This is a genomic window from Erwinia sp. QL-Z3, assembly GCF_004551645.1.
GTDB classification, from domain to species: domain Bacteria; phylum Pseudomonadota; class Gammaproteobacteria; order Enterobacterales; family Enterobacteriaceae; genus Erwinia; species Erwinia billingiae.
Genome location: NZ_CP037950.1, coordinates 3,785,593 through 3,811,447, shown reverse-complemented (window position 1 = coordinate 3,811,447; position 25,855 = coordinate 3,785,593). Strand labels below are relative to the sequence as shown.

The 25,855-nt window shown below is 54.4% G+C and carries 25 protein-coding genes; 11 read left to right on the top strand and 14 right to left on the bottom strand.

Annotation, left to right across the window (positions count from 1 at the left end):
- Positions 1–137 precede the first annotated feature (137 nt).
- Positions 138–347 (top strand): DUF2767 family protein, encoded by a 210-nt coding sequence (locus E2F51_RS18275; protein ID WP_134824912.1) that lies wholly within the window; start codon positions 138–140, stop codon positions 345–347.
- 101 nt (positions 348–448) lie between these two features.
- Here E2F51_RS18275 and E2F51_RS18270 read toward each other — a convergent pair whose 3' ends face one another.
- The gene (locus E2F51_RS18270; RefSeq protein WP_134824176.1) at positions 449–1,081 is read right to left on the bottom strand and encodes an HD domain-containing protein; all 633 of its coding nucleotides are present in this window, start codon (positions 1,079–1,081) and stop codon (positions 449–451) included.
- Positions 1,082–1,195: 114 nt separating this feature from the next.
- Between E2F51_RS18270 and E2F51_RS18265 the strand changes: the two genes are divergently transcribed.
- Positions 1,196–2,194 carry a GlxA family transcriptional regulator gene (locus tag E2F51_RS18265; RefSeq protein WP_134824175.1) on the top strand — a complete coding sequence of 333 codons (999 nt, stop codon included), beginning with the start codon at positions 1,196–1,198 and terminating at the stop codon, positions 2,192–2,194.
- 89 nt (positions 2,195–2,283) lie between these two features.
- Entirely contained in the window at positions 2,284–3,309 is a 1,026-nt protein-coding gene (locus tag E2F51_RS18260) for an LLM class flavin-dependent oxidoreductase (RefSeq protein WP_134824174.1), read from the top strand.
- An 87-nt stretch (positions 3,310–3,396) separates the two neighbouring features.
- On the opposite strand, the gene E2F51_RS24325 is transcribed toward E2F51_RS18260, so the two are convergent.
- Positions 3,397–4,368 carry a hypothetical protein gene (locus E2F51_RS24325; RefSeq protein ID WP_371732139.1) on the bottom strand — a complete coding sequence of 324 codons (972 nt, stop codon included), beginning with the start codon at positions 4,366–4,368 and terminating at the stop codon, positions 3,397–3,399.
- Between the two features lie 165 nt (positions 4,369–4,533).
- A complete protein-coding gene (locus E2F51_RS18250; RefSeq protein ID WP_134824173.1) occupies positions 4,534–5,235 on the bottom strand; it encodes a GNAT family N-acetyltransferase in 702 nt (233 codons plus the stop codon).
- A 139-nt stretch (positions 5,236–5,374) separates the two neighbouring features.
- Between E2F51_RS18250 and E2F51_RS18245 the strand changes: the two genes are divergently transcribed.
- Positions 5,375–6,265, top strand: coding sequence for an SDR family oxidoreductase (locus tag E2F51_RS18245; RefSeq protein WP_134824172.1), 891 nt, complete (start codon positions 5,375–5,377; stop codon positions 6,263–6,265).
- Between the two features lie 73 nt (positions 6,266–6,338).
- On the opposite strand, the gene E2F51_RS18240 is transcribed toward E2F51_RS18245, so the two are convergent.
- From E2F51_RS18240 to E2F51_RS18230, 3 genes are all read right to left on the bottom strand, one after another.
- Entirely contained in the window at positions 6,339–7,811 is a 1,473-nt protein-coding gene (locus E2F51_RS18240; protein ID WP_134824171.1) for an aspartate aminotransferase family protein, read from the bottom strand.
- A 14-nt stretch (positions 7,812–7,825) separates the two neighbouring features.
- Positions 7,826–9,211 carry a diaminobutyrate--2-oxoglutarate transaminase gene (locus tag E2F51_RS18235; RefSeq protein WP_013202226.1) on the bottom strand — a complete coding sequence of 462 codons (1,386 nt, stop codon included), beginning with the start codon at positions 9,209–9,211 and terminating at the stop codon, positions 7,826–7,828.
- A 321-nt stretch (positions 9,212–9,532) separates the two neighbouring features.
- Positions 9,533–10,654: a Fic family protein gene (locus tag E2F51_RS18230; protein WP_134824170.1), complete on the bottom strand. Its 1,122-nt coding sequence runs from the start codon at positions 10,652–10,654 to the stop codon at positions 9,533–9,535.
- 485 nt (positions 10,655–11,139) lie between these two features.
- Here E2F51_RS18230 and E2F51_RS18225 point away from each other — a divergent pair, with 485 nt between their 5' ends.
- A complete protein-coding gene (locus E2F51_RS18225; RefSeq protein WP_105758945.1) occupies positions 11,140–12,024 on the top strand; it encodes a beta-1,6-N-acetylglucosaminyltransferase in 885 nt (294 codons plus the stop codon).
- A 75-nt stretch (positions 12,025–12,099) separates the two neighbouring features.
- Here E2F51_RS18225 and E2F51_RS18220 read toward each other — a convergent pair whose 3' ends face one another.
- Positions 12,100–12,699 carry a pentapeptide repeat-containing protein gene (locus E2F51_RS18220; RefSeq protein WP_134824169.1) on the bottom strand — a complete coding sequence of 200 codons (600 nt, stop codon included), beginning with the start codon at positions 12,697–12,699 and terminating at the stop codon, positions 12,100–12,102.
- Between the two features lie 58 nt (positions 12,700–12,757).
- Between E2F51_RS18220 and E2F51_RS18215 the strand changes: the two genes are divergently transcribed.
- On the top strand, positions 12,758–13,177 hold the full coding sequence (locus E2F51_RS18215; RefSeq protein WP_013202222.1) for a GNAT family N-acetyltransferase: 420 nt from the start codon (positions 12,758–12,760) through the stop codon (positions 13,175–13,177).
- Here the strand turns inward: E2F51_RS18215 and E2F51_RS18210 are convergent.
- From E2F51_RS18210 to E2F51_RS18200, 3 genes are all read right to left on the bottom strand, one after another.
- A complete protein-coding gene (locus E2F51_RS18210) occupies positions 13,174–14,475 on the bottom strand; it encodes a glycoside hydrolase family 10 protein (protein WP_134824168.1) in 1,302 nt (433 codons plus the stop codon). The genes E2F51_RS18215 and E2F51_RS18210 overlap by 4 nt on opposite strands.
- 117 nt (positions 14,476–14,592) lie before the next feature.
- Entirely contained in the window at positions 14,593–14,997 is a 405-nt protein-coding gene (locus E2F51_RS18205; protein WP_134824167.1) for a GFA family protein, read from the bottom strand.
- Between the two features lie 23 nt (positions 14,998–15,020).
- Positions 15,021–16,055 carry a LacI family DNA-binding transcriptional regulator gene (locus E2F51_RS18200; protein ID WP_105758949.1) on the bottom strand — a complete coding sequence of 345 codons (1,035 nt, stop codon included), beginning with the start codon at positions 16,053–16,055 and terminating at the stop codon, positions 15,021–15,023.
- A 218-nt stretch (positions 16,056–16,273) separates the two neighbouring features.
- On the opposite strand from E2F51_RS18200, the gene E2F51_RS18195 reads away from it, so the two are divergent.
- The 4 genes from E2F51_RS18195 to E2F51_RS18180 all read left to right on the top strand — a co-directional run bounded on the left by E2F51_RS18195 (position 16,274) and on the right by E2F51_RS18180 (position 21,515).
- Entirely contained in the window at positions 16,274–17,302 is a 1,029-nt protein-coding gene (locus tag E2F51_RS18195; protein WP_105758950.1) for an ABC transporter substrate-binding protein, read from the top strand.
- A 95-nt stretch (positions 17,303–17,397) separates the two neighbouring features.
- Positions 17,398–19,632, top strand: a complete 2,235-nt coding sequence (locus E2F51_RS18190) for an iron ABC transporter permease (RefSeq protein ID WP_134824166.1) — start codon at positions 17,398–17,400, stop codon at positions 19,630–19,632.
- A complete protein-coding gene (locus E2F51_RS18185; RefSeq protein WP_105758952.1) occupies positions 19,629–20,690 on the top strand; it encodes an ABC transporter ATP-binding protein in 1,062 nt (353 codons plus the stop codon). Before E2F51_RS18190 ends, E2F51_RS18185 begins: the two co-directional genes overlap by 4 nt.
- Before the next feature lie 21 nt (positions 20,691–20,711).
- Positions 20,712–21,515, top strand: a complete 804-nt coding sequence (locus tag E2F51_RS18180; RefSeq protein WP_134824165.1) for an inositol monophosphatase — start codon at positions 20,712–20,714, stop codon at positions 21,513–21,515.
- A 129-nt stretch (positions 21,516–21,644) separates the two neighbouring features.
- Here the strand turns inward: E2F51_RS18180 and E2F51_RS18175 are convergent, their stop codons facing one another.
- Positions 21,645–22,931 (bottom strand): PAS domain-containing methyl-accepting chemotaxis protein, encoded by a 1,287-nt coding sequence (locus E2F51_RS18175; RefSeq protein WP_013202214.1) that lies wholly within the window; start codon positions 22,929–22,931, stop codon positions 21,645–21,647.
- A 465-nt stretch (positions 22,932–23,396) separates the two neighbouring features.
- On the opposite strand from E2F51_RS18175, the gene E2F51_RS18170 reads away from it, so the two are divergent.
- Positions 23,397–23,858 carry a GNAT family N-acetyltransferase gene (locus E2F51_RS18170; RefSeq protein ID WP_134824164.1) on the top strand — a complete coding sequence of 154 codons (462 nt, stop codon included), beginning with the start codon at positions 23,397–23,399 and terminating at the stop codon, positions 23,856–23,858.
- Positions 23,859–24,004: 146 nt separating this feature from the next.
- Here the strand turns inward: E2F51_RS18170 and E2F51_RS18165 are convergent, their stop codons facing one another.
- The 3 genes from E2F51_RS18165 to E2F51_RS18155 all read right to left on the bottom strand — a co-directional run bounded on the left by E2F51_RS18165 (position 24,005) and on the right by E2F51_RS18155 (position 25,819).
- Positions 24,005–24,577 (bottom strand): GrpB family protein, encoded by a 573-nt coding sequence (locus tag E2F51_RS18165; protein ID WP_134824163.1) that lies wholly within the window; start codon positions 24,575–24,577, stop codon positions 24,005–24,007.
- 384 nt (positions 24,578–24,961) lie between these two features.
- Entirely contained in the window at positions 24,962–25,183 is a 222-nt protein-coding gene (locus tag E2F51_RS18160; protein WP_013202211.1) for a hypothetical protein, read from the bottom strand.
- Positions 25,184–25,285: 102 nt separating this feature from the next.
- Entirely contained in the window at positions 25,286–25,819 is a 534-nt protein-coding gene (locus tag E2F51_RS18155; RefSeq protein ID WP_134824162.1) for a hypothetical protein, read from the bottom strand.
- Positions 25,820–25,855 lie beyond the last annotated feature (36 nt).

Below are 25,855 nucleotides of genomic sequence, written 5' to 3'. Positions count from 1 at the left end.
GCTGAAAAATGCGATGTTCATCACCTGGCGAGACTGCATTAAGTTTTTACAAAGTATGTCTCAACTTGTTTTGCATCTGATTGTTTGCCAGGTTTAAGCCATTAAGGTCTAACCGAACCAGCGACAGGAAATGAATGATGAAACGCGATGTGCTGAGTGAAGAGTATTACGATGAAGTGTGCCGGGTGATTGGCGATGCGGTGATTGTGCTGGCAGAAGGGGGTTTAGACACCGATCGTAAGGTGTTGTCGAATCTGCTGTTAAAGACCCGGCAGGGCCGATCGGATGCCGACCGTGATGAACAGAAGGTGCTGGAACACGCTATCCGGCTGGTGAAGCCGGACTGATCACCGCCCGCCGAGACTGACCTGCCCTCTGCTGCAAGACAACGTTTACGTGAAATCCCCCTTTTGACTGAAAGCGACTTCACGTAGCGAGCGCCGTGCCGTTAACCTCTCCAGCGCGACTGGCGGATCACCTGACAGAAATTCCCCGGCGTAAAGCCTGCTTCCTTATCTTTAATCACGTCCGCTTTCACGTTGCCGAAGGTGGTTTGCGGCTTGTGCTTAATGCCGTCATAAAAGGCCTGAATGATCGCTTCTTTAAAGGCCTCAGGGCGCGGATGCAACGCGGTGACCGCCGCAATTTCCTGCTCGCTGTAATTCTCATATCCCATCCCCAGCACATCCATCTCCACGCCGGCAGTGACCAGTGCGATCTCCGGCGCCATAAATTCCGGGATACCTGGCGTGGTGTGCAGGGCAATCGCCGTCCAGACCTTATCAATATCGGCCTGTTCAATGCCGTGGCGCTGCAGGAAGTCCCGCGCTGCGTTAGCACCGTCCACTTCAAAACGTTTGTCGCAGCTACAGTGATCGTGAGTTAACCCCATATCGTGGAACATGCAGCCGACGTACAGCAGCTCGCTGTCGACCTTTAGCCCGCGCTGATGTCCCGCCAGCGCGCCCCAGTAGTAAACGCGGCTGGAATGGTGAAACAACAGTTCGGATTCGGTATCGCGCACCAATTCGGTGACTTCTTTCGCCATCTGACTGTCTGGAACGTTAATTGTCTGGTTCATGATTTTCTCGCCTTGGGATTGTGTTTAAGCAGTATGCTGTGCATCATAAATGACTTAAAGCGACTGATTAAGACGATACGGGACATTCCGGCAAACCCGGACACCGGAGGAATAATGAACAGTGATATTGCCATTCTCGCCGTGCCTGGCGTACAGATGCTGGATGTCTGCGGCCCGCTGGACGTGTTTGCCGAAGCGAACCGCATTCTGCAACGCCAGGTGTATACGCCGGCAGTGATGTCATTTTCCACGCCGGTGTTGCGTTCCTCTTCCGGCGTTCGCCTCACCGCCGATCGGCTGCTCAGTGAATCCGCAGATTACTCGCCGCAGACCTTTTTAGTGGCTGGCGCACCCGGTATCAGCGAAATCATTGCCGAGCCTCAACAGCTGGACGCGATTAGCGGGCTGTGCCGGCGAAGTCAGCGATTTGGCTCGGTGTGCAGCGGGGCATTATTGCTGGCACAAACGGGTCTGTTGCAGGGCAAGCGGGTGACCACGCACTGGGCCTGCGCCAGCGAGCTGGCCAGCCGTTTCCCGCAGATCAGCGTCGATGCTGATGCGCTGTATGTTGCCGATGGCCCGATCCGCACCGCAGCGGGCGTCACTTCAGGTCTCGATCTGGCGCTAAGGCTGGTGGAAGAAGATTTGGGGCGGGACGTCGCGCTGGAGATCGCCAGTAACCTGGTGATGTTCTTCCGCCGACCGGTAAGTCAGAATCATTTTATGCGCGGTGACAATGTCACTCTTTCCGGCCGTTCATCCTTTCAGGAGCTGCTGCGTTGGAGCGCCAGCCATCTCGATAAGGTGAAAAATGTCGCGGTGATGGCAGAGCATATGAACGTCAGCGAGCGCCACCTTTCCCGGTTGTTTCGTCAGACGTTGGCCGTTTCCCCGGCGCAATGGCTGGAAAGGGAGCGCGTGGCAAGAGCGAAACAGCTGCTGGAGCAGGGGATGGCCAGCAAAACCCTGGCCGGAGAGTGCGGCTTCGCCAGCGTCGATGTTTTGCGCCGAGCCTTTGTCAGAGTCACCGGCATGACGCCGGGTGTCTATGGACGGTTGTTTACGCGAGCTGAGGCCCAGGTGCACGAGAATGGTTACCCGATAAAAGATTGATACAGTCAAAAGCTTGCAAGCTACGGGTATTCAGCTTCATTCTGTCGGACGCATTACCACTTTTAACTCTGAAACAAGGCACTCCGGTCATGAAAAAAATTGGATTTCTGTCATTTGGACACTGGACGCCATCACCGCAGTCGGCGACGCGATCCGCTGCTGATGCGCTGTTGCAATCCATCGATCTGGCGGTGGCAGCAGAAGAATTAGGCGCTGACGGTGCCTATTTCCGCGTTCACCATTTTGCCCGCCAGCTTAGCGCACCGTTCCCGCTGCTGGCTGCGGTCGGCGCGAAAACCAAACGTATTGAGATTGGTACCGGCGTCATTGATATGCGCTACGAAAACCCGCTGTATATGGCCGAAGATGCCGGTGTGGCCGATCTGATCAGCGGCGGCCGTCTGCAGTTAGGTATCAGTCGTGGATCGCCGGAGCAGGTGATTGAAGGCTGGCGCCATTTTGGCTATGCGCCGCAGGAAGGGCAAAGCGATGCGGATATGGGGCGTCGTCATACCGAGCGTTTGCTGGAAGTGCTGAGCGGCGAAGGCTTTGCGAAACCTAATCCACAGCCAATGTTTCCTAATCCGCCAGGCCTGTTACGGCCGGAGCCCTTCTCCGAAGGCCTGCGTGAACGCATCTGGTGGGGATCCGGTTCTAACGCCACCTCGGTCTGGGCGGCGAAGCTGGGTATGAACCTGCAAAGCTCGACGCTGAAAGATGATGAAACCGGCGAGCCGTTCCATATTCAGCAGGCCAGACAGATCCGCGCCTATCGCGCCGCCTGGCAGGAAGCAGGGCACACGCGTGAGCCGCGCGTTTCCGTCAGCCGCAGCATCTTCGCTTTGATGAATGCGACAGATCGCGCCTACTTTGGTGCCAGCCGCGAAGGTGGCGATCAAATCGGTTATCTGGATGAGAAAACCCGCGCCATCTTTGGCCGTAGCTATTCAGCCGAGCCGGAAGCCTTGATTGCGCAGTTAGCGAAAGATGAGGCGATTGCTGAAGCGGATACGCTGCTGTTGACCATCCCGAACCAGCTGGGCGTCGACTATTGTGCGCATGTGATGGAGTCGATTCTGAAACATGTCGCGCCCGCGTTGGGCTGGCGCGACTAGTTCGAACAAATCAGAGAAAGGGTGCGTGCTGGAGGCCATCGCCTTCAGCGAGCCTTACCGGATGAAAATACCGACACCGTGACCGAATTATCCGTTAGTAGAGGACTCAGTGGTCTCGACTGGCGTGGCGGTTGAGCTGCCAGAGCTTTGCGCGTTTTCCGTGTTGCTGGTCGCTGAATGCGTTGTCTCGCTATCAGTACTCTTCGACGTTTCGGTGGTGGTCGTTGCCGGTTTGGCTGACGACTCCGTCGCGCTTTGCGTGGTGGTGGTGGTTGTCGTGGTCGCAGGCTGACTGGTTGTTGCCGCATTCTGCGTGGTGGTGGTCGACGTGGTTGCCGGCGCCGTGGCTGTCGTACTCTGCGTGGTGTCAGTTGAGGTCGCAGCCGGTGTTGCCGCCGAACTCTGACTGGCCGTTGCAGGTGTAGTGGTACTTTCAGTGGTTGTTGCAGGCGTTGACGTGCTCTGAACGGTAGCAGCAGGTGTAGTCGTCGCCGCGGTGGTGCTTTGCGTCGCTTGGGTACCCGTCGTTACCGGCACCGCAGCGGGTGGCGTGGCGGCAACCGTTGGGATGGTGGCTGAGGTTGCTGTTGCCGCAGTCTGGTCGGTCTGCGCTGGCGCAGCCTGTTCTGCCGGCGCTGCAGCCGGCGCCGCAACCGGTTTAGGCGGAAGCTTGGTGACACCTTCTTTCGCAAACACCGGCTTGTCGCGAGTGACCGAATAGGCCAGCTGCGTCACTTCTCCCGGTTTGGTTGTCACATCGACAGACTGAATCGTCACGCGCCCCAGGCCAAGCAGCGTCTGAGCATAACCCCCGACTTTGTGCTTACCGGCCGGAATATGCAGCTCGGTGTTTTTCCCGGCAACCAGTGGGCCAGCGTCATTACCGTCAACCGTCAGGAAAATGGCGGAACCATCGTCCGCACGGGTCACAACATGAGACACATTGATTTGGGTCGGGCCATTGAAGAAATCTTCTGGCGCGCCGGGCTTCTGTTGTTTGGCGCAACCGGTGAGCGTTATGGCGGCCGTTACTGCGGCCAGGGTGAAACGATAAGACATTATACCTCGCTATCCAGCGTTGCTTTGAGACGGCCATTTTAACGCTACTGGCCGGAGTAATACAGCAGCGTAGCGTTAGGGTTCGTCTCAAAAATTAACAGCAAGTATGTCAAGCGGGCGATCTTTGTTCGCAATCCACGCGTCCTGAAAATTCAACGCGGGCATTTATCCGTTTTTGAAAAAAGCCGATAGCGGCAGTCTCTGCTGGCCATCAGCAGTGAAGTTTGCGGCTGAGAGCCAGCCAGACAGTGCGGCCTCGATCGCCGGCCATTCGCCATCGATAATCGATAACCAGTCGGTGTCACGGTTGCGTTGCTTGCGGGTCATCGCCTGACGGAAACAGCCCTCGAAGGTAAAGCCGATCCGCTCAGCCGCGCGGCGTGAGGCGAGATTAGTTGAATCACAGCGCCAGGCCACGCGGCGATAGCCGAGGGAAAAGGCCTGGGTCAGCAGCAGAAACAGGGCGTCAGTGCCGAATACCGTGCGCTTCATCAGCGGCGACCAGGTGACGTGGCCGATTTCGCAGGCGCCGTTGACCGCATCAATATTGGCGAAGCACACTGCGCCAACGGCATGCCGGGTGCTGTTATCGACCACGGCATAGCTCACCAGCCCCTGATCCAGGCATTTATGCGTTACCCACGCGATCATCTCCGACAGTGAGGCCGGTTTTTGCGCCCCCAGCCAGGTCCAGTCGCGATCGTCTTCCGCCAGCGAAAAGGCCTGAAACAGGGCGTCGCTGTGCTGCGGATCAAGCGGTTCGAGCGTGCAATACCGTCCGGTTAGCGAACCGCGCGGAAAAGGGCGCGCGGGCTGCCAGTCGGGTAACGCCACGCCCACCTGTTGACCGTAATGATTGATATTCACCTGCCTTTCTCCTGTTATCGTCAGCGCGTTGCGGCGTTCTGAATCGAGCCTGTTAGTTTCTATACTACGATAAAGTCACTACTTTTCTGCGTTGAGCTTAAGCGCAACACTGGTGCTCACACAACCAGGAGGCTATCTGATGCTTGTATTTCTCACTGGCGCGACAGGGTTTATCGGCTCGCGCATTGTTACCGAACTGCTGGCTGCCGGACATCAGGTCCTTGGCGTCACCCGCTCTGACGCCGGGGCGGAAGCGTTAACCGCGGCGGGCGTGGAAGCGTATCGCGGCACGCTGGAAGATCCGGACAGCCTGCGTGCCGGGGCGGCTCGTGCGGATGCGGTGATCCATACCGCGTTCGATCATAACTTCGATAACTTTGTCGCCAACTGCGAAAAGGATCGTCGGGTGATCGAAGCGTTGGGGGATGCGCTGAAAGGCTCTGACCGCCCGCTGATCATTACCTCGGGCACCGGTATCGGCGATGCCGGCGACGGTCAGCCGGCGTCTGAATCGGTATTCAATCCTCAGCATGCCAACCCGCGCATTATGTCCGAATTAACCGGCAATACGCTGCTGGAGGCGGGCGTGAATGTGCAGGTGGTCAGGCTGCCACAGGTGCACGATACGGTGAAGCAGGGACTGATCACGCCGTATATCGCCATCAGCCGGGAGAAGGGCGTGGCGGCATATGTCGGCGAGGGCACTAACAGCTGGCCGGCGGCGCACGTGCTGGACGTGGCGAAGCTCTATCTGCTGGTGCTGGAAAAGGGCCAGAAAGGCCAGCGCTATCATGCGGTGGCTGAAGAGGGCGTGTCTGCCAAAGAGATCACCGACGTCGTTGCCGCCGGTCTGGGTGTTCAGGTGGTGTCGTTGCCGCCGGAAGAGGCAGCGGCGCACTTTGGCTGGTTTGCGATGTTCGCCAGCATGGATCTGCGCGCCTCAGGCAAATGGACGCAGCAACAGCTGGGTTGGCAGCCCAGGGGACGGGGATTGATAGCCGACTTGCAGGCAATGGATTACAGCCAGTAAAACTGCCATCCATGACGCAATAAAAAAACCGGTAACATCACTGTTACCGGCTTTTCTGTTAATGCTGCGAAAATTACGCGGCAATTAACGTCTGTGCAGTGCTCTCAACCAGCGCCAGCAGGATTTTGATGTCCTCAAGCGTTACGGTCGGGTTCAGCAAGGTCATTTTCAGACAGGTGACGCCATTCGACTCGGTCACACCGACGTTGGCGCGGCCTGAATCCAGCAGCGCATCACCAATCTTCTGGTTCAGCAGCGCAATAGCCGCATCCGTGGCGAACGCAGACTGCTGCGGACGATAACGGAACAGCACGCTTGCCAGCTGTGGCTTCATCACCAGCTCCAGCGCAGGCTGCTCAGCCACGTAGCTTGCCACCTGTTGCGCCAGGGTTACGCCGTGATCGATGATCTCCGCGTACTGCTTCTGTCCTAATGCTTCCAGACCCATCCACAGTTTCAGCGCATCGAAACGGCGGGTGGTTTGCAGCGATTTGGACACCAGATTTGGCACGCCCTGAGCTTCATCAAACTCGGAGTTCAGGTAAGCCGCCTGATAGCGCATCAGCTCATAGTGGCGCGCTTCTTTCAGCAGGAAGGCGCCGCAGCTGATGGTCTGGAAGAACTGCTTGTGGAAGTCCAGGGTAATGGAATCCACCAGCTCAATGCCGTCCAGATAATCGCGATACTTCTCAGACAGCAGCAGCGCACCGCCCCAGGCCGCATCAACGTGCACCCAGATCTGCTCTTCAGCGGCAAGCTTCGCAATCGCGCGCAGCGGATCGATAGCACCGGCATCGGTGGTGCCAGCGGTGGCGACAATCGCCAGCACCTGCTCACCGTTGGCTTTCGCCGCCGCCAGCTTCTCCGTTAAATCGGCCAAATCCATACGGGCGAATTCGTCGGTTTTAACCAGGGTAACGGACTGATAACCCAGACCCAGCAACGCCATGTTCTTCTGCACCGAGAAGTGCGCATGCTCAGAACAGAACACTTTAATCTTCTTCAGGTTGCCCACCAGGCCATCCTGCTGAATTGAGTGTCCCTGACGGGCAAAGAAGGCATCACGCGCCAGCATCAGGCCCATCAGATTGCTCTGGGTGCCGCCGCTGGTGAATACGCCCGCATCGCCAGCCTGATAGCCAACCTGAGTACGCAGCCATTCAATCAGCTTCATCTCAATGATGGTGGCTGACGGGCTTTGATCCCAGGAGTCCATGCTCTGATTGGTGGCGTTGATCAAGACTTCCGCCGCCTGGCTAACCACCAGGCTCGGGCAGTGCAGGTGCGCCACACACTGTGGGTGATGCACCGACAGGCTGTCTTTTAAGAAGAACTCAATCGCACGCTCAATAGCGGCCTGGTTACCCAGGCCCTGAGGATTAAAATCCAGCGTAATGCGTTCGCGAAGCTCAGCAACAGTTTTCCCCTGATACATCTCAGGTTGTTGCAGCCATTGCACCACGGCCTGGCTGCTCTGCTCGATCGCCTGCTTATATGCTTCTGTGCTCTGCGCAGAAGCCGCCAGAATAGGGTTTAATCCGGACATCAACTTCACTCCACTCAGACGGGTTTTACGCCAGCAGCTAACAGGGCGTTTTCAAATTTATCCAGGAACACGGTCAGCTCTTCCTGAGAAATCAACAGGGAAGGCAGCAGACGCAGCACGCAACCGTTACGGCCGCCGCGCTCAAGGATCAGACCCGCCTGGAAGCATTTCTTCTGCAACAGTGCAGAAAGTTCCGGATCGGCAGGGTAGCAACCCATATGATCCTGCGCTTCGCCTGGCTTCACGATCTCAATACCGATCATCAGGCCCAGACCGCGAATGTTACCGATCACCGGGAAACGTTTCTGCATCTCAGCCAGCTGGCCTTTCAGCCATTCGCCCTGTGCGGCCACTTTCCCGGCAATGTTGTTTTCGGTCAGGTGCTTCAGCGTGGTCAGGCCGGTCGCCATCGCCAGCTGGTTGCCACGGAAGGTGCCGGTGTGGTGACCCGGTTCCCAGGCATCAAATTCTTTCTTAATACCGAGCACCGCCAGTGGCAGACCGCCACCTACAGCTTTAGACATCACGATGATGTCTGGCTCAATGCCCGCGTGTTCGAAGGCGAACAGCTTGCCGGTACGGCAGAAGCCAGCCTGAACTTCATCGATGATCAGCAGGATGCCGTGCTCTTTGGTGACTTTACGGATGCGCTGCAGCCACTCAGCCGGCGCCGGGTTAACGCCGCCTTCGCCCTGAACGGCTTCGAGGATCACCGCCGCAGGTTTGCGCACGCCGCTTTCCACGTCGTTGATCAGGTTTTCGAAGTAGTAGGTCAACGCCTTCACGCCAGCTTCACCGCCAATGCCCAGCGGGCAGCGGTAGAGGTGCGGATACGGCATAAACTGCACTTCAGGCATCATGCCGTTGACGGCTTCTTTCGGCGACAGGTTACCTGTTACCGCCAGCGCGCCATGGGTCATGCCGTGATAGCCGCCGGAGAAGCTGATCACGCCAGTACGACCGGTATGTTTTTTTGCCAGTTTCAACGCCGCTTCGACGGCATCCGCGCCAGAAGGGCCGGTGAACTGCAGGCAGTACTCTTTACCCTGACCAGGGAGTAAAGAGAGAAGATAAGCAGAGAACTCATCTTTTAATGGCGTGGTCAGGTCCAGTGTATGTAACGGCAAGCCGCTGGTAATGACACTTTGTATGCTTTGCAGGACGTCAGGGTGGTTGTGGCCAAGAGCCAGGGTTCCCGCGCCAGCCAGGCAGTCAAGATAGTGATTATTCTCAACGTCGGTAATCCAGACGCCCTGTGCTTTTGCTATAGCAAACGGCAACTTGCGTGGATAACTCCTGACATTTGATTCAAATTCAGCTTGTCTCGCCAAATAGGTTTCATTGTTTGCATGTGAAGACTTTGCACCTAAAGTATCAATACGGACTTTATCCGTCATCATATCTCTCCTACAACCGGGGGCATCGTTGGCACCCTGATTGAAACTGGTTAAAAAAGTAGCGACTCTGTATAAAAGCGCGCCCAATATAGGGCTTTTCCCCCCCGAGCTCAATGATTAATTTTGTTAAGATTTGTTTACTATTTTTCTTTATGAATCATACCGTTGCAGTGTCCTTTTACTGTGTGTGGTTATCATACAAATGTGACGTTTTTGTTAAACAGCACAAAAGGGACTTTGAGACCGGCTGAGAAGAGGGATGTTTAAGCAGAAATCGGCCAAAAGATACGCAAACACTTACCTTGCGTAACATGTGTTTAAACTTCATTTAGTCACTAACACCTGATAACGGGTGCTGCGTCCGCCGCCCGGCAGTTTTTCAATGCAACCTTTGTCCAGCAGATCCGCTAAATGGCGGGTTGCGGTGGCCTTACTGACTTTGGCCACCTTTTGGTACTGACTGGCGCTGATGCCCGCTTCAAAGCCCTGATCGCCGCCATCCAGCAGGCGGTTAAGCACTTTAATTTGTTCCTTGCTTAGCGCGTCATGGTGATGGCGCTGCCAGAAGCGGGCTTTGATCTGCGTGCGCTCAACGCTGTTAATGGCTTCGCGGATGCTTTCCTGCAACGTGTCCAGAAACCAACTGAGCCAGTCGGTAATATCCAGGCCGCCTTTCTGCGTCTGTTCCAGTATCTGGTAATAACGTGCGCGCCTTGCCAGGATTGCCGGTGACATGGCATACAGCCGGATGGTCTGGCTGTCCGCCTGCGATAACGCCAGGTCGGTCAATGCGCGGGTGATACGTCCGTTGCCATCATCAAAGGGATGCAGGGTGATAAACCACAGATGACTGATGGCCGCACGCAGCAGAGGATCCAGCAGCGCATCTTTCTCACTGGCAATAAACCAGTCAATAAACTGGGCCAGCTGCGCTTCCAGCCCCTCGCGAGGTGGGGCAATAAAGTGGATCACCGGTTTATCGATACGTCCGGACACCACCTGCATCGGCTCATTGCCGCGTAATTTGCCCACCCCAAGCGAATGGATGGAAAGCCCCTCCTGCGGGAAGATCCACTGATGCCACTGACACAGGCGCTCGACGCTCAGCAGATGCTGCCGGTTATCGATGGCATCCAGCATCATCGCCGCCAGGCCTTCAGAACGATCGGAAACCGGCCAGGGATGCTCTTCCGTTACGCCCAGCCGGCGTGCCAGCGACGACCGCACCGACTGCACATTGATCGGCTCTTCTTCAATGGCGGAAGAGGAGAGGATATTGGCCAGCAGAGTATCAAGGGTTTGCACTTCATCATCGGGCAGCATTCCCGCGCGCCCGAGCAACAGCCCACGTTGCTGCTGAATATCGCGCAGACGTGGCAATAATGCCGCCTCATCCCAGCGAAAGTGGGGCCAGTCCGGCTGTTGCCAAATCCAATCTGAAGTCATATTTTTGCCCGCCTTAATCAAGTGGTGAGCCGATTAATCTGACTATTCGGCTCACTGGATGAGCCGAATATAGCAAACAATCGGCTCACGGGCGAATGTGACCACACTTCCAAACACCCAAGAGAGAGCGACGCCAACGGTGCAAAAGCCGGCAACGACACGGCTGGCATTCGCTGGCCGGTTTGGTCTGACTGAGAAGAATAAATATCGTTAAGAGGGGTTGAAATGGAAGGGAGATAATTTTTAATTGCCCGTTAAAATTTAAGCCTCTCATTGTTTACGTATTCAACTGGTTAGACCTTTTTTGTTGCTGAGTTTTTGTCATTAATCGGCAAGTTTGAAAAGTATAAAAATGAAACGGCAGTAAGCGTGTTATACTCGATCTATTACCACTGTCTCTCATTTGGTTTTAACGAAGATCCCTTCGTTTGTTACCTCATTATTTCCATGAGGATTATTTTATAATAATCAAGAAAGGAAATTCAATGATCGCTTATTTTATTCTTGCACACCGTTACCCTCACCAGTTTAAACGTCTGTTTAAATCTATCTATCATGCGGATAATCATTACCTGATCCATATCGATAAAGGTGCAGAGGCTGAAACGGTTGATGACATCACCCTGTTTTTAAAAGACTATGACAATGCGTCGATATTAGAAAGCAAAGATGCGATCTGGGGCGGCTATAGTCTGGTGGATGCAGCATTACGCGGCATTAAAAAACTGGTCAATATGGACGTTAAATGGGAATATTTTATCAACCTCAGCGGGCAGGACTTCCCGTTAAAAAGTCAGGCAGAGATACTGAGCTTCCTGAATCTGCATAAAGGCGTTGAATTTATTAAGGTTGCCGATCAGGCCAAAATCCGTCCGGAAACCCTGCACCGCATTAAAGACTATGTGCAGGAAGTGGGGGATAAATTAGAAATCGATCCGCTTGCCAACCGGATGTTTTTAAAAGGTGTGACGCCCTATATTGGCAATCAATGGATGATCCTCAGCCGGGCATTCTGTGAGTTCATTACCTACAGTCCTGAACTGAAAAAGTTTGAAGACTTCTACCGAAATACGCTGATCGCAGATGAAGGTTTTTTCCAGACGGTATTGATGAATACCACCTTTAAATCAGTGATCGTCTCCGACGATAAACGTGAAATTGACTGGGTCGCCAGTGACGATATTAAGCTGCGTCCGCGTGATTTTGTCCGAAAAGATTCAGTGGTTTTGCTTAACAGTAAAAATCTATTCGCCAGAAAGTTCGATGAACAGGTCGATAGCGCCATTCTGGGTATCCTTGAAGACAGCCTGACCAGCCTACCGGTAAAAGAAAGAAGTGCCGCAACGGCTAAATTCCATCTGGTTAATTAGTTAATCGTGTAACCTAAATCGGCTTTACGTCATCTGGTGTTTCTTTATTCATCAACCAGATGACGAATATTCTGTTTAATCGACTAATTCAATCCCCAATCCTTCCAGCAAATTCACCGCTTCAAGCCGCGAAAATTTCGCCCTCGCGACGGTATTGTGCATCACGTCAATAGTGAAGTTCCAGGAGTCGGTAAAATCCGCCGCCCGCAGATTGGTGTTGTTAAATAAACTGCCTGCCAGGTCGCAGCCGGTGATCGTTGCGTTGGCCAAATCACACTCGCGGAAGTCCACCTCATGCAGCTTGCACTCGTCCAGCGTCAAACCATTTAACTTCAATCCCTGAAACGACGCGTTGGTTAACAGGCATTGAGTAAACTGCAGCTCAGGATCGAGATTGAAGGTTGGCCACTGCGCGCGCGTCCAGTCGATGCCGCTCAGCTTGCACTCATTGAACGCCACCTCATAAAACGTCGACCAGCTGATGCCCGTCACGCTGAGGTTACAGTGGTTGAAGGTACATTGGGTGAACTTACAGCGGGTCAGTTGCGCCGAGGTAAAGTTGCAGTTATTGAACACGCACTCTTCAAATCGCGCGCTTTCCAGACTGGCTGAAATAAGATCCAGCTTATCGAAGGTTTGCTGAAAATAGTCTTGATTGCTGACCGGATGTTCCATGATGATGCTCCTTGAGTCTTGATACTATCGATCGCCATCATCAGCAGGAGAGTCTGGCATGTCAGAGGCAGAGATCGGCTACAAAATTAATGAACCTATCACCGAAACGCAGTTTATCAACTTACTGAAAGAGACCTCGCTTGGCGAGAGAAGGCCAATTGCCGATCGGGATCGCATCGCCGATATGCTGAAACACAGCAACCTGCTGGTGACCGCCTGGATTGGCGACCGGCTGGTGGGCGTGGCGCGATCGCTGACCGATTTCAGCTTTTGTTGCTATCTGTCCGACCTCGCGGTGTCCGAGACGGTGCAAAAGTCCGGGCTGGGTAAAAAGCTGATATCTGTCACCGCCGCGCAGCTTCATCCAAAATGCCGCGTTATCCTGCTGGCGGCGCCGCTGGCGGTGGAATACTACCCAAAAATCGGTTTTGAACAGCATCCCAGCGCCTGGAATTTACTGGCCGAACAGGTTGATTAGCGTCCCCAGCGTGAGCGCAGATAATCGACCGCTTTCTGCGTCTGCGGTTGATTAAGATAGTTCTCCCTGAACAGGATCGTGCCGTCAATCTGCGGCACGGCATCATTCAGATCGAGCTGCTTTTTCAACTCGGGCACGCCGCCTTCAATCATCCAGTCCGGCTCCATCTTCGACGGTTCGCCAATTTTATACAGCGCCACGCCGATATAGAGTTTGGTCGGGGTGTTTTTCACCACGTTCGCCCACCAGTTTGCCAGCACATCATAGCGCGCCGCATCACGCGCGAAAGGCCAGTACAGCTGCGGCGCAATATAATCCAGCAGGCCCTGTTGCACCCAGCGGCGGGTATCGGCATAGGATTCGTCATAGGCGGCGGCACCACGAGTCGCTGAACCAGCCGGATCGTGCGAAATATTCCGCCAGACGCCGGCCGGGCTGACGCCAAACTGCACATCCGGTTTCAGCTGCTTGATGGTGCGCGACACCTGCTCGATCAGCAGCTGGGTGTTATGTCGGCGCCAGTCCGCTTTTGAGGCAAACCCCTGACCATAGCGGCTGTAGGTTTGATTGTCGTTCAGGGCAGAGCCGGGCGATTCGGTGTAGAAGTAATCATCAAACTGCACGCCGTCTATCGGGTAACGGGCAACCACTTCGGAGACGATGCTGGTGATCCAGTCCCGCGCTTCCGGAATGCCCGGATCGAGGACAAAGCGATCGCCTGAGGTACGGATCCAGTCGGGATGCAGCACAAACACGCTGGCGGGATGTAACGAAACGGTGCGGTTTAACTCGGCAACCGTCGACGCTTTGGTGTTGACCGACACGCGATAGGGGTTAAACCAGGCATGCACCTTAATGCCGCGCTTGTGCGCTTCATCGAGCATAAACTGCAGCGGATCGTAACCCGGATCTTCGCCAATTTTGCCGGTCAGCATATCTGACCACGGCAGGATTTTGGAGGGCCACAGCGCGGTGGCATCCGGTTTAACCTGGAAGAAGACGGTATTGATGCCGAGGCTTTTCAGCTTATCCAGCTTGTCCTTCAGCGCCTGTTGCTGCTGGCTGATACGCAGCGCCGCACTGCTAACGTTCACCGACGAGACCGGTGGCCAGTCCAGCCGCGAAACGGTGGTCAGCCAGACGCCGCGCATCGGCTGCGCGGTAAGTGACGGTGTCACAGGAACCGGTTGCTTAGTCACTGCTGGAAAGGGCGTTACCAGCGATTTGGGTGGCTGTGAGGCGCAGCTGGCCAGCAGCAACGCGGTGCCAACCAGCGCCAGCGCGCTGAATTTTTTCAGATTGGTGGCCGGGAAAAAGCGGCGAGAAAGGGCGATGATAGCCTCCGTGCTGACGTAAAAAGTTGCCGTATCTTACCCTAATCAGGCGTCTCAGAGACACCTGATTACCGACGGTGATTACTTCGGTGTGTAAGAGATATAACCGGCGATGCCGCCCGCGCCGCCGTCTTTGGGGTGATTAAGGCCATCGGAGACCGGGACCGGGGAAAAGTCGAAAGGCGTAACGCCCTCAATGCAGGCGACGTTAATGCCGTAAAATTCCGGATTCGAACGCCGTTGGTGGAAGGTATAGACACCGCAGGTTTTGCAGAAGAAATGCGCGGCTTCGCCTGAATTAAAGCGGTACTCGGTCAGCATATCCTGCCCGTTGATCACCTCAACCCGTTTACCCATCGCCATCACCGCGCCACGCTTCGCGCACAGGGAACAGTTGCAGCGAAGCACGCCGTTAAAGCCATCAATAAGCTCGACGTTAAACACGACGGAACCACAATGGCACTGTGCTGACTTAATGTCTGACATGACGACCTCTGAATAGTGTTGGTTTATCCCCCACGGACCGAGCCACGCCACACCACGCTGGCTTCATACAGGCATTTGTCGCTGGGCCGATCGACGCGAGGATCCAGTTCATGGCTGCTTTTTTCCTGAGCAACCAGCCACTGTACCGCCTCGCGGGAAAAGGTTTCCATCGGCGGGGCGAAGGTGGTGAGGTTGTAGGATGACCAGCCGCTTTGCGCAATATTGTCGTAGCCCACGATACACAAATCTTCCGGGATGCGTAAGCTGAAACGGGTTCGCGCTTCGTCCATAAAACCACAGGCCACCAGATCGGTAACGCAAAATACCGCATCGGGCCGCTTCTGCCGGGTCAGCAGGCGATGCGCCAGTATCTGTCCGCTTTCATACGAGGTGGTGCCGAAGCGCTCAACGTCCACCGTCAGGCCGGCGCGTTCGGCCGCGGCCAGAAAATCTGTTTCTCGTTTCATCAGGCTGGGCGTACCGGCCTGCGAATTGGCAAAGGCCAGATGGCGACAGCCTGCGCGCACAAAGGCGCTGATGGCGGTATCGGCCGCCTTGCGGGAATCCAGGTTGATGCTCAGCGAACCGGGCAGGGATTCGTCACGGTTAATCAGAATCAGGTGCTGACCGTGCTGATAGCAAAGCTGAGTGATGCCGCTGTCCGGCATGCCTGAAAGAATAATCGAGGCATCGGCGCGGAAGTTGATCGCCTGCTGCAGGGCCGCCGAGACGCTGTTATCGGAAAGATCGGTGTTAATGATCATCGCCACCTTGCCGGCTTCCTGCAAAAAATGTGTCAGCCAACTGACCAGACTGGCACGGTAGGGCGTGGCGACATCGGAGACGATCAGGCACACGATGCCGCTGCGGTTACTGACCAGGCTACGCGCCAGATGATTAACGTGATAACCCAGCTCTTCAGCCGCTTTCATCACCCGGTTGCGGGTACTTTCCGACACGCTGGCACCCGGCGTAAAGGTGCGCGACACCGCCGATCGGGACACGCCGGCACGCTGCGCGACGTCATAGGCATTAATCCCCGTTTTACCCTGGCTCACATTTTCTCTCCTGCTGGCAACCACACCTGAATGACTATTCCACCTTTTGCACAAGTGTGCAAAATAATGCGCCGTGATTATGTTGCAATTTTGTGACACTGCCAGTCAATTTGAAACCAAGGTGATTGACGGGCCAATTTATGTACTCTATTACTTTGCACACATGTGCAAGATGCTTGTTTTATCAGCAACACAAATAACAATCAAGGAGAATACCCATGCGTCACACCTTGTTGATCACTGCCCTTACACTTTGCGGATCGAGTCTGCCGCTTATGGCCAGCGCCGCCGGGAACCTCAATATGATCTGTTCAGCGGATGTGGTGGTCTGCGAACATATGACCGACATCTTCAGCAAATCGCATCCGGACATTAAAGTTAGCATGGTCCGACTCTCCGCCGGAGAAGCCTATGCCCGTTTACGCAGCGAAGCGCGTAACCCGCGCACCGACATCTGGTGGGCTGGCACCGGCGATCCGCATATGCAGGCCGCATCAGAAGGGCTGACCCAGGTGTATAAATCGCCGCTGTTGCCGCAGCAGCAAGACTGGGCACAGAAGCAGGCCGAGATTTCCGGTTATCGTACCGTCGGCATCTACGCCGGTGCGCTGGGCTGGGGCTACAACACCAAATTACTTGCCGAGAAGAAGATCAAAGCGCCAGCCTGTTGGGCGGACCTGCTTGACCCGGCCTTCAAGGGCGAAATCCAAATCGCTAACCCGAATTCCTCCGGCACCGCCTATAACGCCTTAGCCACGTTGGTGCAGATCATGGGTGAAGATAAAGCGTTCGATTACCTGAAAAAGCTCAATGCCAATATCTCGCAGTACACCAAATCCGGCTCTGCGCCGGTGAAAGCGGCGGCACGCGGTGAAACCACCGTCGGCATCGTCTTTATGCATGATTCGGTAGCGATGGAAGTCGATGGCTTCCCGGTGAAAACGGTCGCACCTTGTGAAGGCACCGGCTACGAGATTGGGTCGATGTCGATTGTGAAGGGCGCACGCAACCTGGCCAGTGCCAAGGTCTGGTATGACTGGGCGTTGAGCGCAGAAGCCCAGTCGCATATGAAAGAAGCCAAATCCTTCCAGCTGCCGTCCAATACCAAAGCTGAAATCTCTGAATACGCGCCGCGCTTCGAAAATATCAAACTGATTGATTACGATTTCAAAACCTACGGCGATACCGCAAAGCGCAAGGCGCTGCTGGGCCGTTGGGATAAAGAAATCGGCGCAAGCGCTCAGTAATCTCGCACTGCCGGGATCGCCCGGTAGCTTTACCGAACAGCGGTGGCTCACGCCTGACGTCCGCTTCAGCCTGCCCGTTCAGGTCGAGGTGTTGTATGAATACAAATAACCGGCGGTTAGTCGGCGCGCTGGGTCTGGGCGCGGTCGCATTAACGCTGCTGCCCTGGTACAGCCTGGAAGCGGGGTTCTTCCAGTTCTCCTGGCTCACCACGCTGTGGGGCGATGAGGCGACCGCGCCAGGCCTGTGGCAGATGCTGTCGCATTTGCATCCGTGGTTAATGGCGATCGTCAGTTTGTTTGGGCTGGCGGCACTCAGTGGCTTGATCAAACACAGCGGCACGAGGAGTGCCTTATTGCTGGCGGTCAGCGCGCTGGGCATCGTATTTATGGTGGTTGAAGGGCACGCAATTGGCTACAGCGGCTGGAACTGGCTGTGGCTGGAAAATGCCTTCGGGCCGCTGGCACAGGGCCAACCCGCGTTTGGCGCCGGCGCAATTCTGATGCTTACCACCTTTCTGCTGCTGTTCTCCTTTGCGCTGGCAGAGCGTGGAGTGTTGAAAGGCGATGCCTTTGTGGTCGCGTCGATTGTGATGCTGGTCGCGCTGGTGAGCACCTTTGTGCTGTATCCGGTGCTGAGCCTGTTTGTCGCATCGGTGCAGGATGTCGACGGTAGCTTTAAGCCGGACGGGCTAATCAGCAATATTCAGGACCCTGCCATCTGGAGCCTGTCCTGCCTGAACGGCGGAAGTTGCGGCACCGCCTGGCGCACGCTGATGCTGGCGCTGATGACCGCCACCGGATCAACGTTACTGGGACTGGCTTTTGCGCTGGCGGTATCGCGTACCGGCTTGCCGTGTAAAAAAGCGCTACGGATGCTGACCATCCTGCCAATCATCACGCCGCCGTTTGTGATCGGGCTGGCCCTGATCCTGCTGTTTGGCCGTTCGGGTGTGGTCACTACGCAGCTCGCCGCGCTGTTTGGCATTGAACCGGGACGCTGGCTGTATGGCATGACCGGCATCTGGATTGCCCAGGTACTGTCGTTTACGCCGGTGGCCTTTATGGTGTTGATTGGCGTGGTGGAAGGCATCAGCCCGTCACTGGAAGAAGCGTCTCAAACGTTGCGCGGCAACCGCTGGCACACCTTTTCGCGGGTTTCGCTGCCGTTAATGGCGCCGGGACTGGCCAACGCCTTCCTGATCAGCTTTATCGAGAGCATGGCGGATTTCGGCAATCCGATGGTGCTGGGCGGCAGTCACGGCGTGCTTTCTACCGAGATTTTCTTCTCGGTGGTCGGTGCGCAGAACGATCCGAGCCGGGCAGCGGTGCTGGCAATGATCCTGCTCTGCTTTACCTTATGCGCCTTTATTATTCAGCGCGTGTGGCTCTCCGGTAAAAGCTTCGCCACCGTCACCGGCAAAGGGGATGGCGGCCGCCATGCGCAGTTACCGAAACCGATGCGGATTGGCGTGTATGGGTTGGTGATCCCGTGGGGACTGTTCACCCTGGTGATCTACGGCATGATTATGATCGGCGGTTTTGTACAGTCGTGGGGACTGAACAATAACCTGACGCTGGAACATTATATTCGCGCCTTTAGCATCACGCTGCAGGATGGGCATCTGCTGTGGACCGGCGTCGCCTGGAATTCGTTCTGGACCACGCTGGAAATCGCGCTGATCGCCGCACCTCTGACCGCCATCGTCGGCCTGTTAACCGCCTGGCTGATCGTCCGGCAGAAGTTTGCCGGTCGTCAGGCGTTTGAGTTTGCGCTGATGCTGAGTTTTGCCATTCCCGGCACGGTGATCGGCGTCAGCTATGTGATGGCCTACAACCTGCCGCCGCTGGAAATCACCGGCACCGCGTTGATCCTGATCGTCTGCTTTGTTTTCCGCAATATGCCGGTCGGCGTGCGCGGGGGTATCGCGGCGATGAGTCAGCTCGACCAGAGTCTTGATGAAGCCTCCTTAACCCTTGGGGCCAACAGCTTCCGCACGCTGAGAAAAGTGGTGCTGCCGTTGTTGAAACCGGCGATCAGCGCCGCGCTGGTGTATGCCTTTGTCCGGGCGATCACCTCAATCAGTGCGGTGATTTTCCTGGTCAGCGCGCAGTACAACATGGCGACCTCGTACATTGTTGGGCTGGTCGAAAACGGCGAGTACGGTGTGGCAATCGCCTATTCTTCGGTGCTGATCGTAGTGATGCTGGCGATCATTGCCGTATTCCAGTTGCTGGTCGGCGAACGTCGCCTGGGCCGGGCAAGTAAAACCACACAGGTGGCGACGATAGCACCGTCTGCCGCTGCCTTAACCCAGGAGAATGCCGTATGAGCGCGTTAAAAGCCGGAACCGTTGTGTTTGAACATGTCTCAAAGCGCTTTGCCGGATTCACCGCCGTTCCCGACCTGTCGCTGACGGTTGAGGCGGGCACGCTGGTGACGCTGCTGGGGCCTTCGGGCTGCGGCAAAACCACCACGCTGCGTTTACTGGCCGGACTGGAACATCCCACGTCCGGCACCATTCGCATCAGCGGCAAAGATGTGACCAATCTGCCGGCCAATGAGCGTGACGTGGCGATGGTGTTTCAGTCCTACGCGCTGTTCCCGCATATGTCGGCTCTGGACAACGTGATGTACGGATTGCAGGCCGGCGGCATGAACAAGAAGGAGGCGCAGGACCGCGCCAGAGAAGGGCTGAAGATGATCGGTCTGGAGCATCAGGGCAACCGGCTGCCTTCGGAACTCTCCGGCGGACAGCAGCAGCGTATTGCCGTCGCTCGCGCATTAGTTCTGGAACCGCAGGTGCTGCTGCTGGACGAGCCGCTGTCTAACCTCGATGAGCGCCTGCGCCGTCGGGTGCGGACGGATATCCGCGATCTGCAACAGCGCCTGGGGTTTACCGCCGTGTATGTCACCCACGATCAGGAAGAGGCGCTGGCCGTTTCCGATAAAATCATCGTGATGCAGGAGGGGAATATTGCCCAGCAGGGTGCGCCGGAAACCCTGTACCGCTCGCCGAACTCGGTGTTTATCGCCGATTTTATGGGTGAAGCGAACATCCTGCCGTGTGAAGTTGAAACATTGGAAGGGGATAATGCCCTGATCCGCCTCGGTAGCCAGCGTTATCGGGTGCAGGGGAACGGCGCGCAACCGGGCAAGGCTCAGCTCTCGGTGCGTCCGCAGTTCATCACCGTCTGCCCGTCTGGCGAAGGCGCGCTCGACGGTGAAATTATGCATACCACCTGGCTTGGTGATCATATTGAATATGAAGTGAAAACTGACCTTGGCGCGCTGTTTATCGTTGATACGCAAATGGAACAGCGGCTGCCGCCTAATGCTCGGGTGAAGCTGGATTTTAAACCGCAAGGCCTGGCGCTGATTGCCCCTTAACCCTGGATGTAAGGAAAAATTATGACTGATGTAGATAATGGCGCGCTGATGGAGCGTCTGGCGCTGGCCGAAAAAGCCGCCAGAACCGGCGGCGCGCTGGCCCTGAAGTGGTTCAATCAGCGTGAGCGTTTAGTGATTGAAACCAAGAAAGATCTGCAGGATGTGGTCTCGATTGCCGATCGCGAAGTCGAACAGCATATCGACGATTTGATCCGTACGCAGTTCGGCAACGACGGTTTCCTGGGTGAAGAAACCGGATTACAAACCGGCACCTCAGGCTTCACCTGGGTGGTCGATCCGATTGATGGCACCAGCCCGTTTCTTAACGGCATGCAAAACTGGTGCGTCTCCGTCGCAGTGCTGTATGCCGGTGAGCCGGTGATTGGAGTGATTTACGCGCCTTGTTTTGATGAGTGCTACATTGCCGCCAGTGGCAAGGGCGCAACCTTAAACGGCGTCACGTTGAAGGTCGATCCGGCCAGAACCTTGCAAAACCATGTGGTCGGTTTTGGTGCCAACAGCTACGTGACGCCAAAAGAAGTCGGCGAGTTGTTGAGCGCCGTGCTGGAAGCGGGCGGCAACTTTATCCGCATCGGATCGGGCGCATTGATGCTGGCGTGGGTCGCTGCCGGTCGCGTGGTCGGATATTTCGAACCCTATATGCATGCCTGGGATTGCCTGGCCGGATACTGCCTGGTGAAAGAAGCGGGCGGCTGGTATTTACCGTTTAACACCGAAGGCGATCGGATAACCAAAGGCGCTAAGGTTCTGGCGGTTGCACCGGGTGCGGAAGAAGAGCTTAAGCGGATCGCCGGCGTTAAGTAGTTGCCGAACCCGGTAAAAAAGTAGAAGAAAAGGGCGCAAATAACCAATTTGCGCCCTCTTTTTTGGTGTTGCTACGTGAATTCTGCAAGGCCAGTGCCTTGATAGATTGGCAGAATTCACGTAGCGCGATCACACGTCAAGTCGGTGGATAACGCTGACAAACTGGCTGACGCCGCTGTTGATTTCCTTCAGGCTGCGCGACAGGTCGGTGATTTTATCCTGCTCTGAGGTGACGAACTGTTTCACCGCATCGAGCTGCTTATACATCTGCTGGATCAGGTCTGAGTTCAATTCGACCACGGTGGTGATTTTTTGCGTGGCGCTGGCGGTTGACGCCGCCAGCCGGCGAACTTCCGCCGCAACCACGCTGAATCCACGTCCGGCTTCACCCGCGCGGGCGGATTCAATGGCGGCATTCAGCGCCAGAATGTTGGTCTGCGCGGCAATCACGTTAATGGTATCCACCACTTCGCTGATGCTTTTGGCCGAAGCACTGAGCTGTGCACCAATCTCTGTCGCCGCATTAACCTGAACGGCAACCAGCCCGGAGTTGCGCACCGTTTCATCCAGCACTTCATTGGCATTGTGGGTAATCTGCGAGGTTTGCTCGGAGGTGGTGACGGCAATGTCGGCCACGCGTTTAGCTGCTTCCACCCGGGCGGTGATGTCCGAGGCAATCTTGATCACCTTGTACACATGGCCATCGGCGTCATACACCGGGTTGTAGCTGGCTTCCAGCCAGATACGTTCACCGCTGGCGGTTTTGCGCTCGAAGCGTCCGACAAAGTGCTGGCCTTTGCCAATTTTCTGCCAAAAATCCGGGTTTTCCCGGTAGAAGCTTTCAAAGCAGAAGATGCGATGATGCTGCCCGACGATATCAGACAGGCTGTAGCCCATATGGGTGAGAAAGTTGCTGTTGGCCGTCAGGATTTTGCCATCCGGCGTGAACTCAATCACCGCCATCGACAGATCCAGCGCGGTGATCACCGCTTCTTTTTGTTCCAGTTCCTGATGGCGGGCGGTGATATCACTCGCCACTTTGATCACTTTATAAACCTGGCCTTTATCATCGCTGACCGGGAAGTAGGTCGCGCTGAGATAGAAACGCTGGCGCAGTTTACTGAAGCGTTCAAAGATGCCGGTAACGGACTCGCCGCTGGCTAAAGTTTGCCAGAAGGCGGCATAAGCGGATGAGCGGCTGAAGTCTGGCTTACAAAAAATTCGGTGGTGCTTGCCCTGAATCTCACTGAGCGTGTAGCCGGTAACGTCGAGGAACTGCTGATTGGCGCTGAGGATCTCTCCATCGGGCAAAAACTCAATCCATGCCACATGCTGTTTGATCGCATCGATATCCCTTGCGATGCTATTACTTTTGGACGAGGGCAGAGAAAAAACCGATTTTTTCACACCAAACATAGAACACCTCAGGAAGTTAGCAATAGCGCAATGATCCCGTTGCGGGCGCGGCGTCTGGCCACGTCCATCACAACGAAATTCTGTTCGGCAAGCGGCCGCGTAATTTTCCCTGCTGGACACTTGATCCAACGCCTTAAGGCGACGGACGTATCTCTTTACGCACGTTGGTGCGCATGCTGGGATGAAATTGGAGTCATTTTCCTGATGTTCTGTAAAAAGTAACGGGCACGCAAATGCCTGTCTTAATTGGTATCGGCAGCGGTGAGAAAAGGATGAGGGGAACATGCAGATCATTTACGTGTTTTGTGCACTGGATGGGGTTATGGATGAAGTGAACTGCAAGGTTAAGAGGCGAGGGAGCCTGGCAGGTCTGTGGTGGGCAGATTGAGAAACGTGGAAGCCGTTGATGTCAGCCTGCAATTTTACTAATGTTGCGTGGGATTTTTGTTTATTCAGAGGCATGCAATGCGCATCATAACCAGGTTGTACCGGCCAGAAGATTTGGATGCAGCGATTGCCGTGTTCCAATGCGCGGTGCGTGGCATCGCCAGCAAGGATTATGATCAACAGCAGATTCTGGCGTGGAGTCAGGTCGATCGTCAGCGCTGGCAGCAGCGGTTAAATGATAGCAAGGTTTGGCTGGCGGAAATCCATCGGCGCATTGTCGGCATCATCAGTCTGGAAGCAGATGGTCATCTGGATTTGTTGTTTACCGATGCGGAGTATCAGCGACGCGGCGTAGCGACAGCGCTGTACAACACGGTTGAACAATGGGCGAGGGAGAACGGCGTGACGTCGATGGTGACTGAAGCAAGCATCACGGCAAAACCGTTTTTCATTCACCAGGGTTTCGATGTGAACGAACAACAGCTGGTGCAGGTGCGGGGGCAAGCGTTTATCAATTTCAAAATGCAGAAGATGTTGTGACGATCCAGTGGCGTCCCAGATTGATGGCCAGCAGAGAGATTGGCAATGACTAGCCGCCAGATGAGTAATAGAGGGAAGGTATGGGATTTATCAATGGGCGATTCGCGGGTTAATATGCAATTTAACATAATATACATTATGCGAACCTAGGTGTCGTTACGGGGAATCTGTGCTTTTGAGCTGCCATTGGCTTTGGTAGCCTTTTGCCGCGCTTCTGGCTCTTCCATGGCAAGCTTCAGATAATGACTGATGAAATCGTTCTTCATCTGCTGATACTGCTTTATGTCATTCCTACAAACTTCGGCCGCGTTCTGTTTCAGCTCCGAGTAAGCTTCTGCCACTTGCGGGTTCTCAATCAGATAATCTCTGAACGCCAGATGTTTAACGATTTGTTCATCACCCACTTCAAACGCATGCACCTGATGACTCCGACGATCTCCGCCTTTGGTGAAGTATCTTCTGCCGGCAATGCCGTTTTCACCCCGAGCATCAAAACCTGACGCAGCCATGGCCCGGTTGCATTTATCCAACTCGCTCAGGTCTGTGACTTCCAGCAAAATGTCTATCACCGGCTTCGCCACCAATCCCGGTACTGATGTGCTGCCGATATGATGACTGGACACCATCACTGACTTCAGCACAGTCTCCAACCTGGCGCGTTCTGCTTGATACTGCACTGGCCACTGCTGATCGTATGGCGCTACGACGACAATGCGCATTGGTATGCCCTCCGTTTTATCGTTTTTCGATGGCGTCGCTACGTGAATTCTTTTATGACGTGGCACCCCTTGCCTTGCAGATTTCACGTAGCGATATCATTTTTGAATGTCCGCGCTGTGGATCTCAAGTTTCGCCACCTCACCGCGCCTGATCCCCGTTGACCATAATGGAGGTTAGCTCGAGTACTCCAGATAAATATTTAAAGTCGGATAATTGACTGTTTTTAAAACAATACCCATCATATTTAAAATCCAGCAATTTCTCAGTCATATGGCATCACTCATCATATCTAAATTTAATTCTATTCTTACCAGACTGTATTTCTAACGTTGGTCTGCCATCTGTACTGCACTCTCTGACAACTTTGATTGGCAGGGATTTCTTCATGCTGATATATTTTTCTTTGACTGCTCAACCAAAATATTAAATTCGTTAAAATCTAAATCCCAACTATTGGCATGCTGACAATTAAATATTTCTATACGCATTCCTGTATCTGGTTCATTAGATACCTCAGCGACCTGATCTGTACCTAAATATATTTCATAAACTACATTTTCTCTATCCGGCAAGCTCGCTATTTGAGCATGAAGTTTGTTTGTCATTTTGGTGGTACCTAAAAGTCTATAAGGTTTCCTTGAGAGTCATATCGCAGCCCCTGAACATTGGACGAGAAAAGATCGACTACATTCCAATAAATCCTTGATTTAGCTATATTTTTTAATAAACTCTTCTAGTATTCTTTTTATTGGCGGGGAAGATTTTTCTGATAGAGGTTTTACCTGAGATAAGAATTGCTCTCTTTTAGACTTACTTAATAATGATAAGTTTAAAAACCTTAATGAATCAATACAGGTGACAAACAGATCTTCATCCTCAATATTAATAAGGTTTAAAATCACCTCTAATTCATATGTATTGTGTAAGTCACCCAAACATTCTACAAGTCTTTTTTGCCAAAACAACGAATTATATTTTAGCTGTTTTAATAACATCTCCCAGTCATCATCATTAAATTGCTTTAGTATTTCAGTTGCCTCTACAACAGCGCAGTCATACCAATAATCACCAGGTTCCCTCTCGTGACTAAAATCAAATATACAAACTTCAAATTTATTATACATATCTAGTGTCTCTTTCTGTGCAAATTGGTTACCATGTTCTTCCACAATATGCTGCAACCCCGACTTAGAATTTCCCTTCTCGAGGAAAATGATTTTTCCACTATTTTGCTTCACCATCTGTGCCAGCAGTAAGGCCGGCAAACACGCCGCTGA

Bases quoted from the DNA above. Each gene is read 5' to 3' on its own strand.
- E2F51_RS18275 (WP_134824912.1), top strand. From the start codon at position 138: ATGAAACGCGATGTGCTGAGTGAAGAGTATTACGATGAAGTGTGCCGG.
- E2F51_RS18270 (WP_134824176.1), bottom strand. From the start codon at position 1,081: ATGAACCAGACAATTAACGTTCCAGACAGTCAGATGGCGAAAGAAGTC.
- E2F51_RS18265 (WP_134824175.1), top strand. From the start codon at position 1,196: ATGAACAGTGATATTGCCATTCTCGCCGTGCCTGGCGTACAGATGCTG.
- E2F51_RS18260 (WP_134824174.1), top strand. From the start codon at position 2,284: ATGAAAAAAATTGGATTTCTGTCATTTGGACACTGGACGCCATCACCG.
- E2F51_RS24325 (WP_371732139.1), bottom strand. From the start codon at position 4,368: ATGTCTTATCGTTTCACCCTGGCCGCAGTAACGGCCGCCATAACGCTC.
- E2F51_RS18245 (WP_134824172.1), top strand. From the start codon at position 5,375: ATGCTTGTATTTCTCACTGGCGCGACAGGGTTTATCGGCTCGCGCATT.
- E2F51_RS18240 (WP_134824171.1), bottom strand. From the start codon at position 7,811: ATGTCCGGATTAAACCCTATTCTGGCGGCTTCTGCGCAGAGCACAGAA.
- E2F51_RS18235 (WP_013202226.1), bottom strand. From the start codon at position 9,211: ATGATGACGGATAAAGTCCGTATTGATACTTTAGGTGCAAAGTCTTCA.
- E2F51_RS18230 (WP_134824170.1), bottom strand. From the start codon at position 10,654: ATGACTTCAGATTGGATTTGGCAACAGCCGGACTGGCCCCACTTTCGC.
- E2F51_RS18225 (WP_105758945.1), top strand. From the start codon at position 11,140: ATGATCGCTTATTTTATTCTTGCACACCGTTACCCTCACCAGTTTAAA.
- E2F51_RS18220 (WP_134824169.1), bottom strand. From the start codon at position 12,699: ATGGAACATCCGGTCAGCAATCAAGACTATTTTCAGCAAACCTTCGAT.
- E2F51_RS18215 (WP_013202222.1), top strand. From the start codon at position 12,758: ATGTCAGAGGCAGAGATCGGCTACAAAATTAATGAACCTATCACCGAA.
- E2F51_RS18205 (WP_134824167.1), bottom strand. From the start codon at position 14,997: ATGTCAGACATTAAGTCAGCACAGTGCCATTGTGGTTCCGTCGTGTTT.
- E2F51_RS18195 (WP_105758950.1), top strand. From the start codon at position 16,274: ATGCGTCACACCTTGTTGATCACTGCCCTTACACTTTGCGGATCGAGT.
- E2F51_RS18190 (WP_134824166.1), top strand. From the start codon at position 17,398: ATGAATACAAATAACCGGCGGTTAGTCGGCGCGCTGGGTCTGGGCGCG.
- E2F51_RS18185 (WP_105758952.1), top strand. From the start codon at position 19,629: ATGAGCGCGTTAAAAGCCGGAACCGTTGTGTTTGAACATGTCTCAAAG.
- E2F51_RS18180 (WP_134824165.1), top strand. From the start codon at position 20,712: ATGACTGATGTAGATAATGGCGCGCTGATGGAGCGTCTGGCGCTGGCC.
- E2F51_RS18175 (WP_013202214.1), bottom strand. From the start codon at position 22,931: ATGTTTGGTGTGAAAAAATCGGTTTTTTCTCTGCCCTCGTCCAAAAGT.
- E2F51_RS18170 (WP_134824164.1), top strand. From the start codon at position 23,397: ATGCGCATCATAACCAGGTTGTACCGGCCAGAAGATTTGGATGCAGCG.
- E2F51_RS18165 (WP_134824163.1), bottom strand. From the start codon at position 24,577: ATGCGCATTGTCGTCGTAGCGCCATACGATCAGCAGTGGCCAGTGCAG.
- E2F51_RS18160 (WP_013202211.1), bottom strand. From the start codon at position 25,183: ATGACAAACAAACTTCATGCTCAAATAGCGAGCTTGCCGGATAGAGAA.
- E2F51_RS18155 (WP_134824162.1), bottom strand. From the start codon at position 25,819: ATGGTGAAGCAAAATAGTGGAAAAATCATTTTCCTCGAGAAGGGAAAT.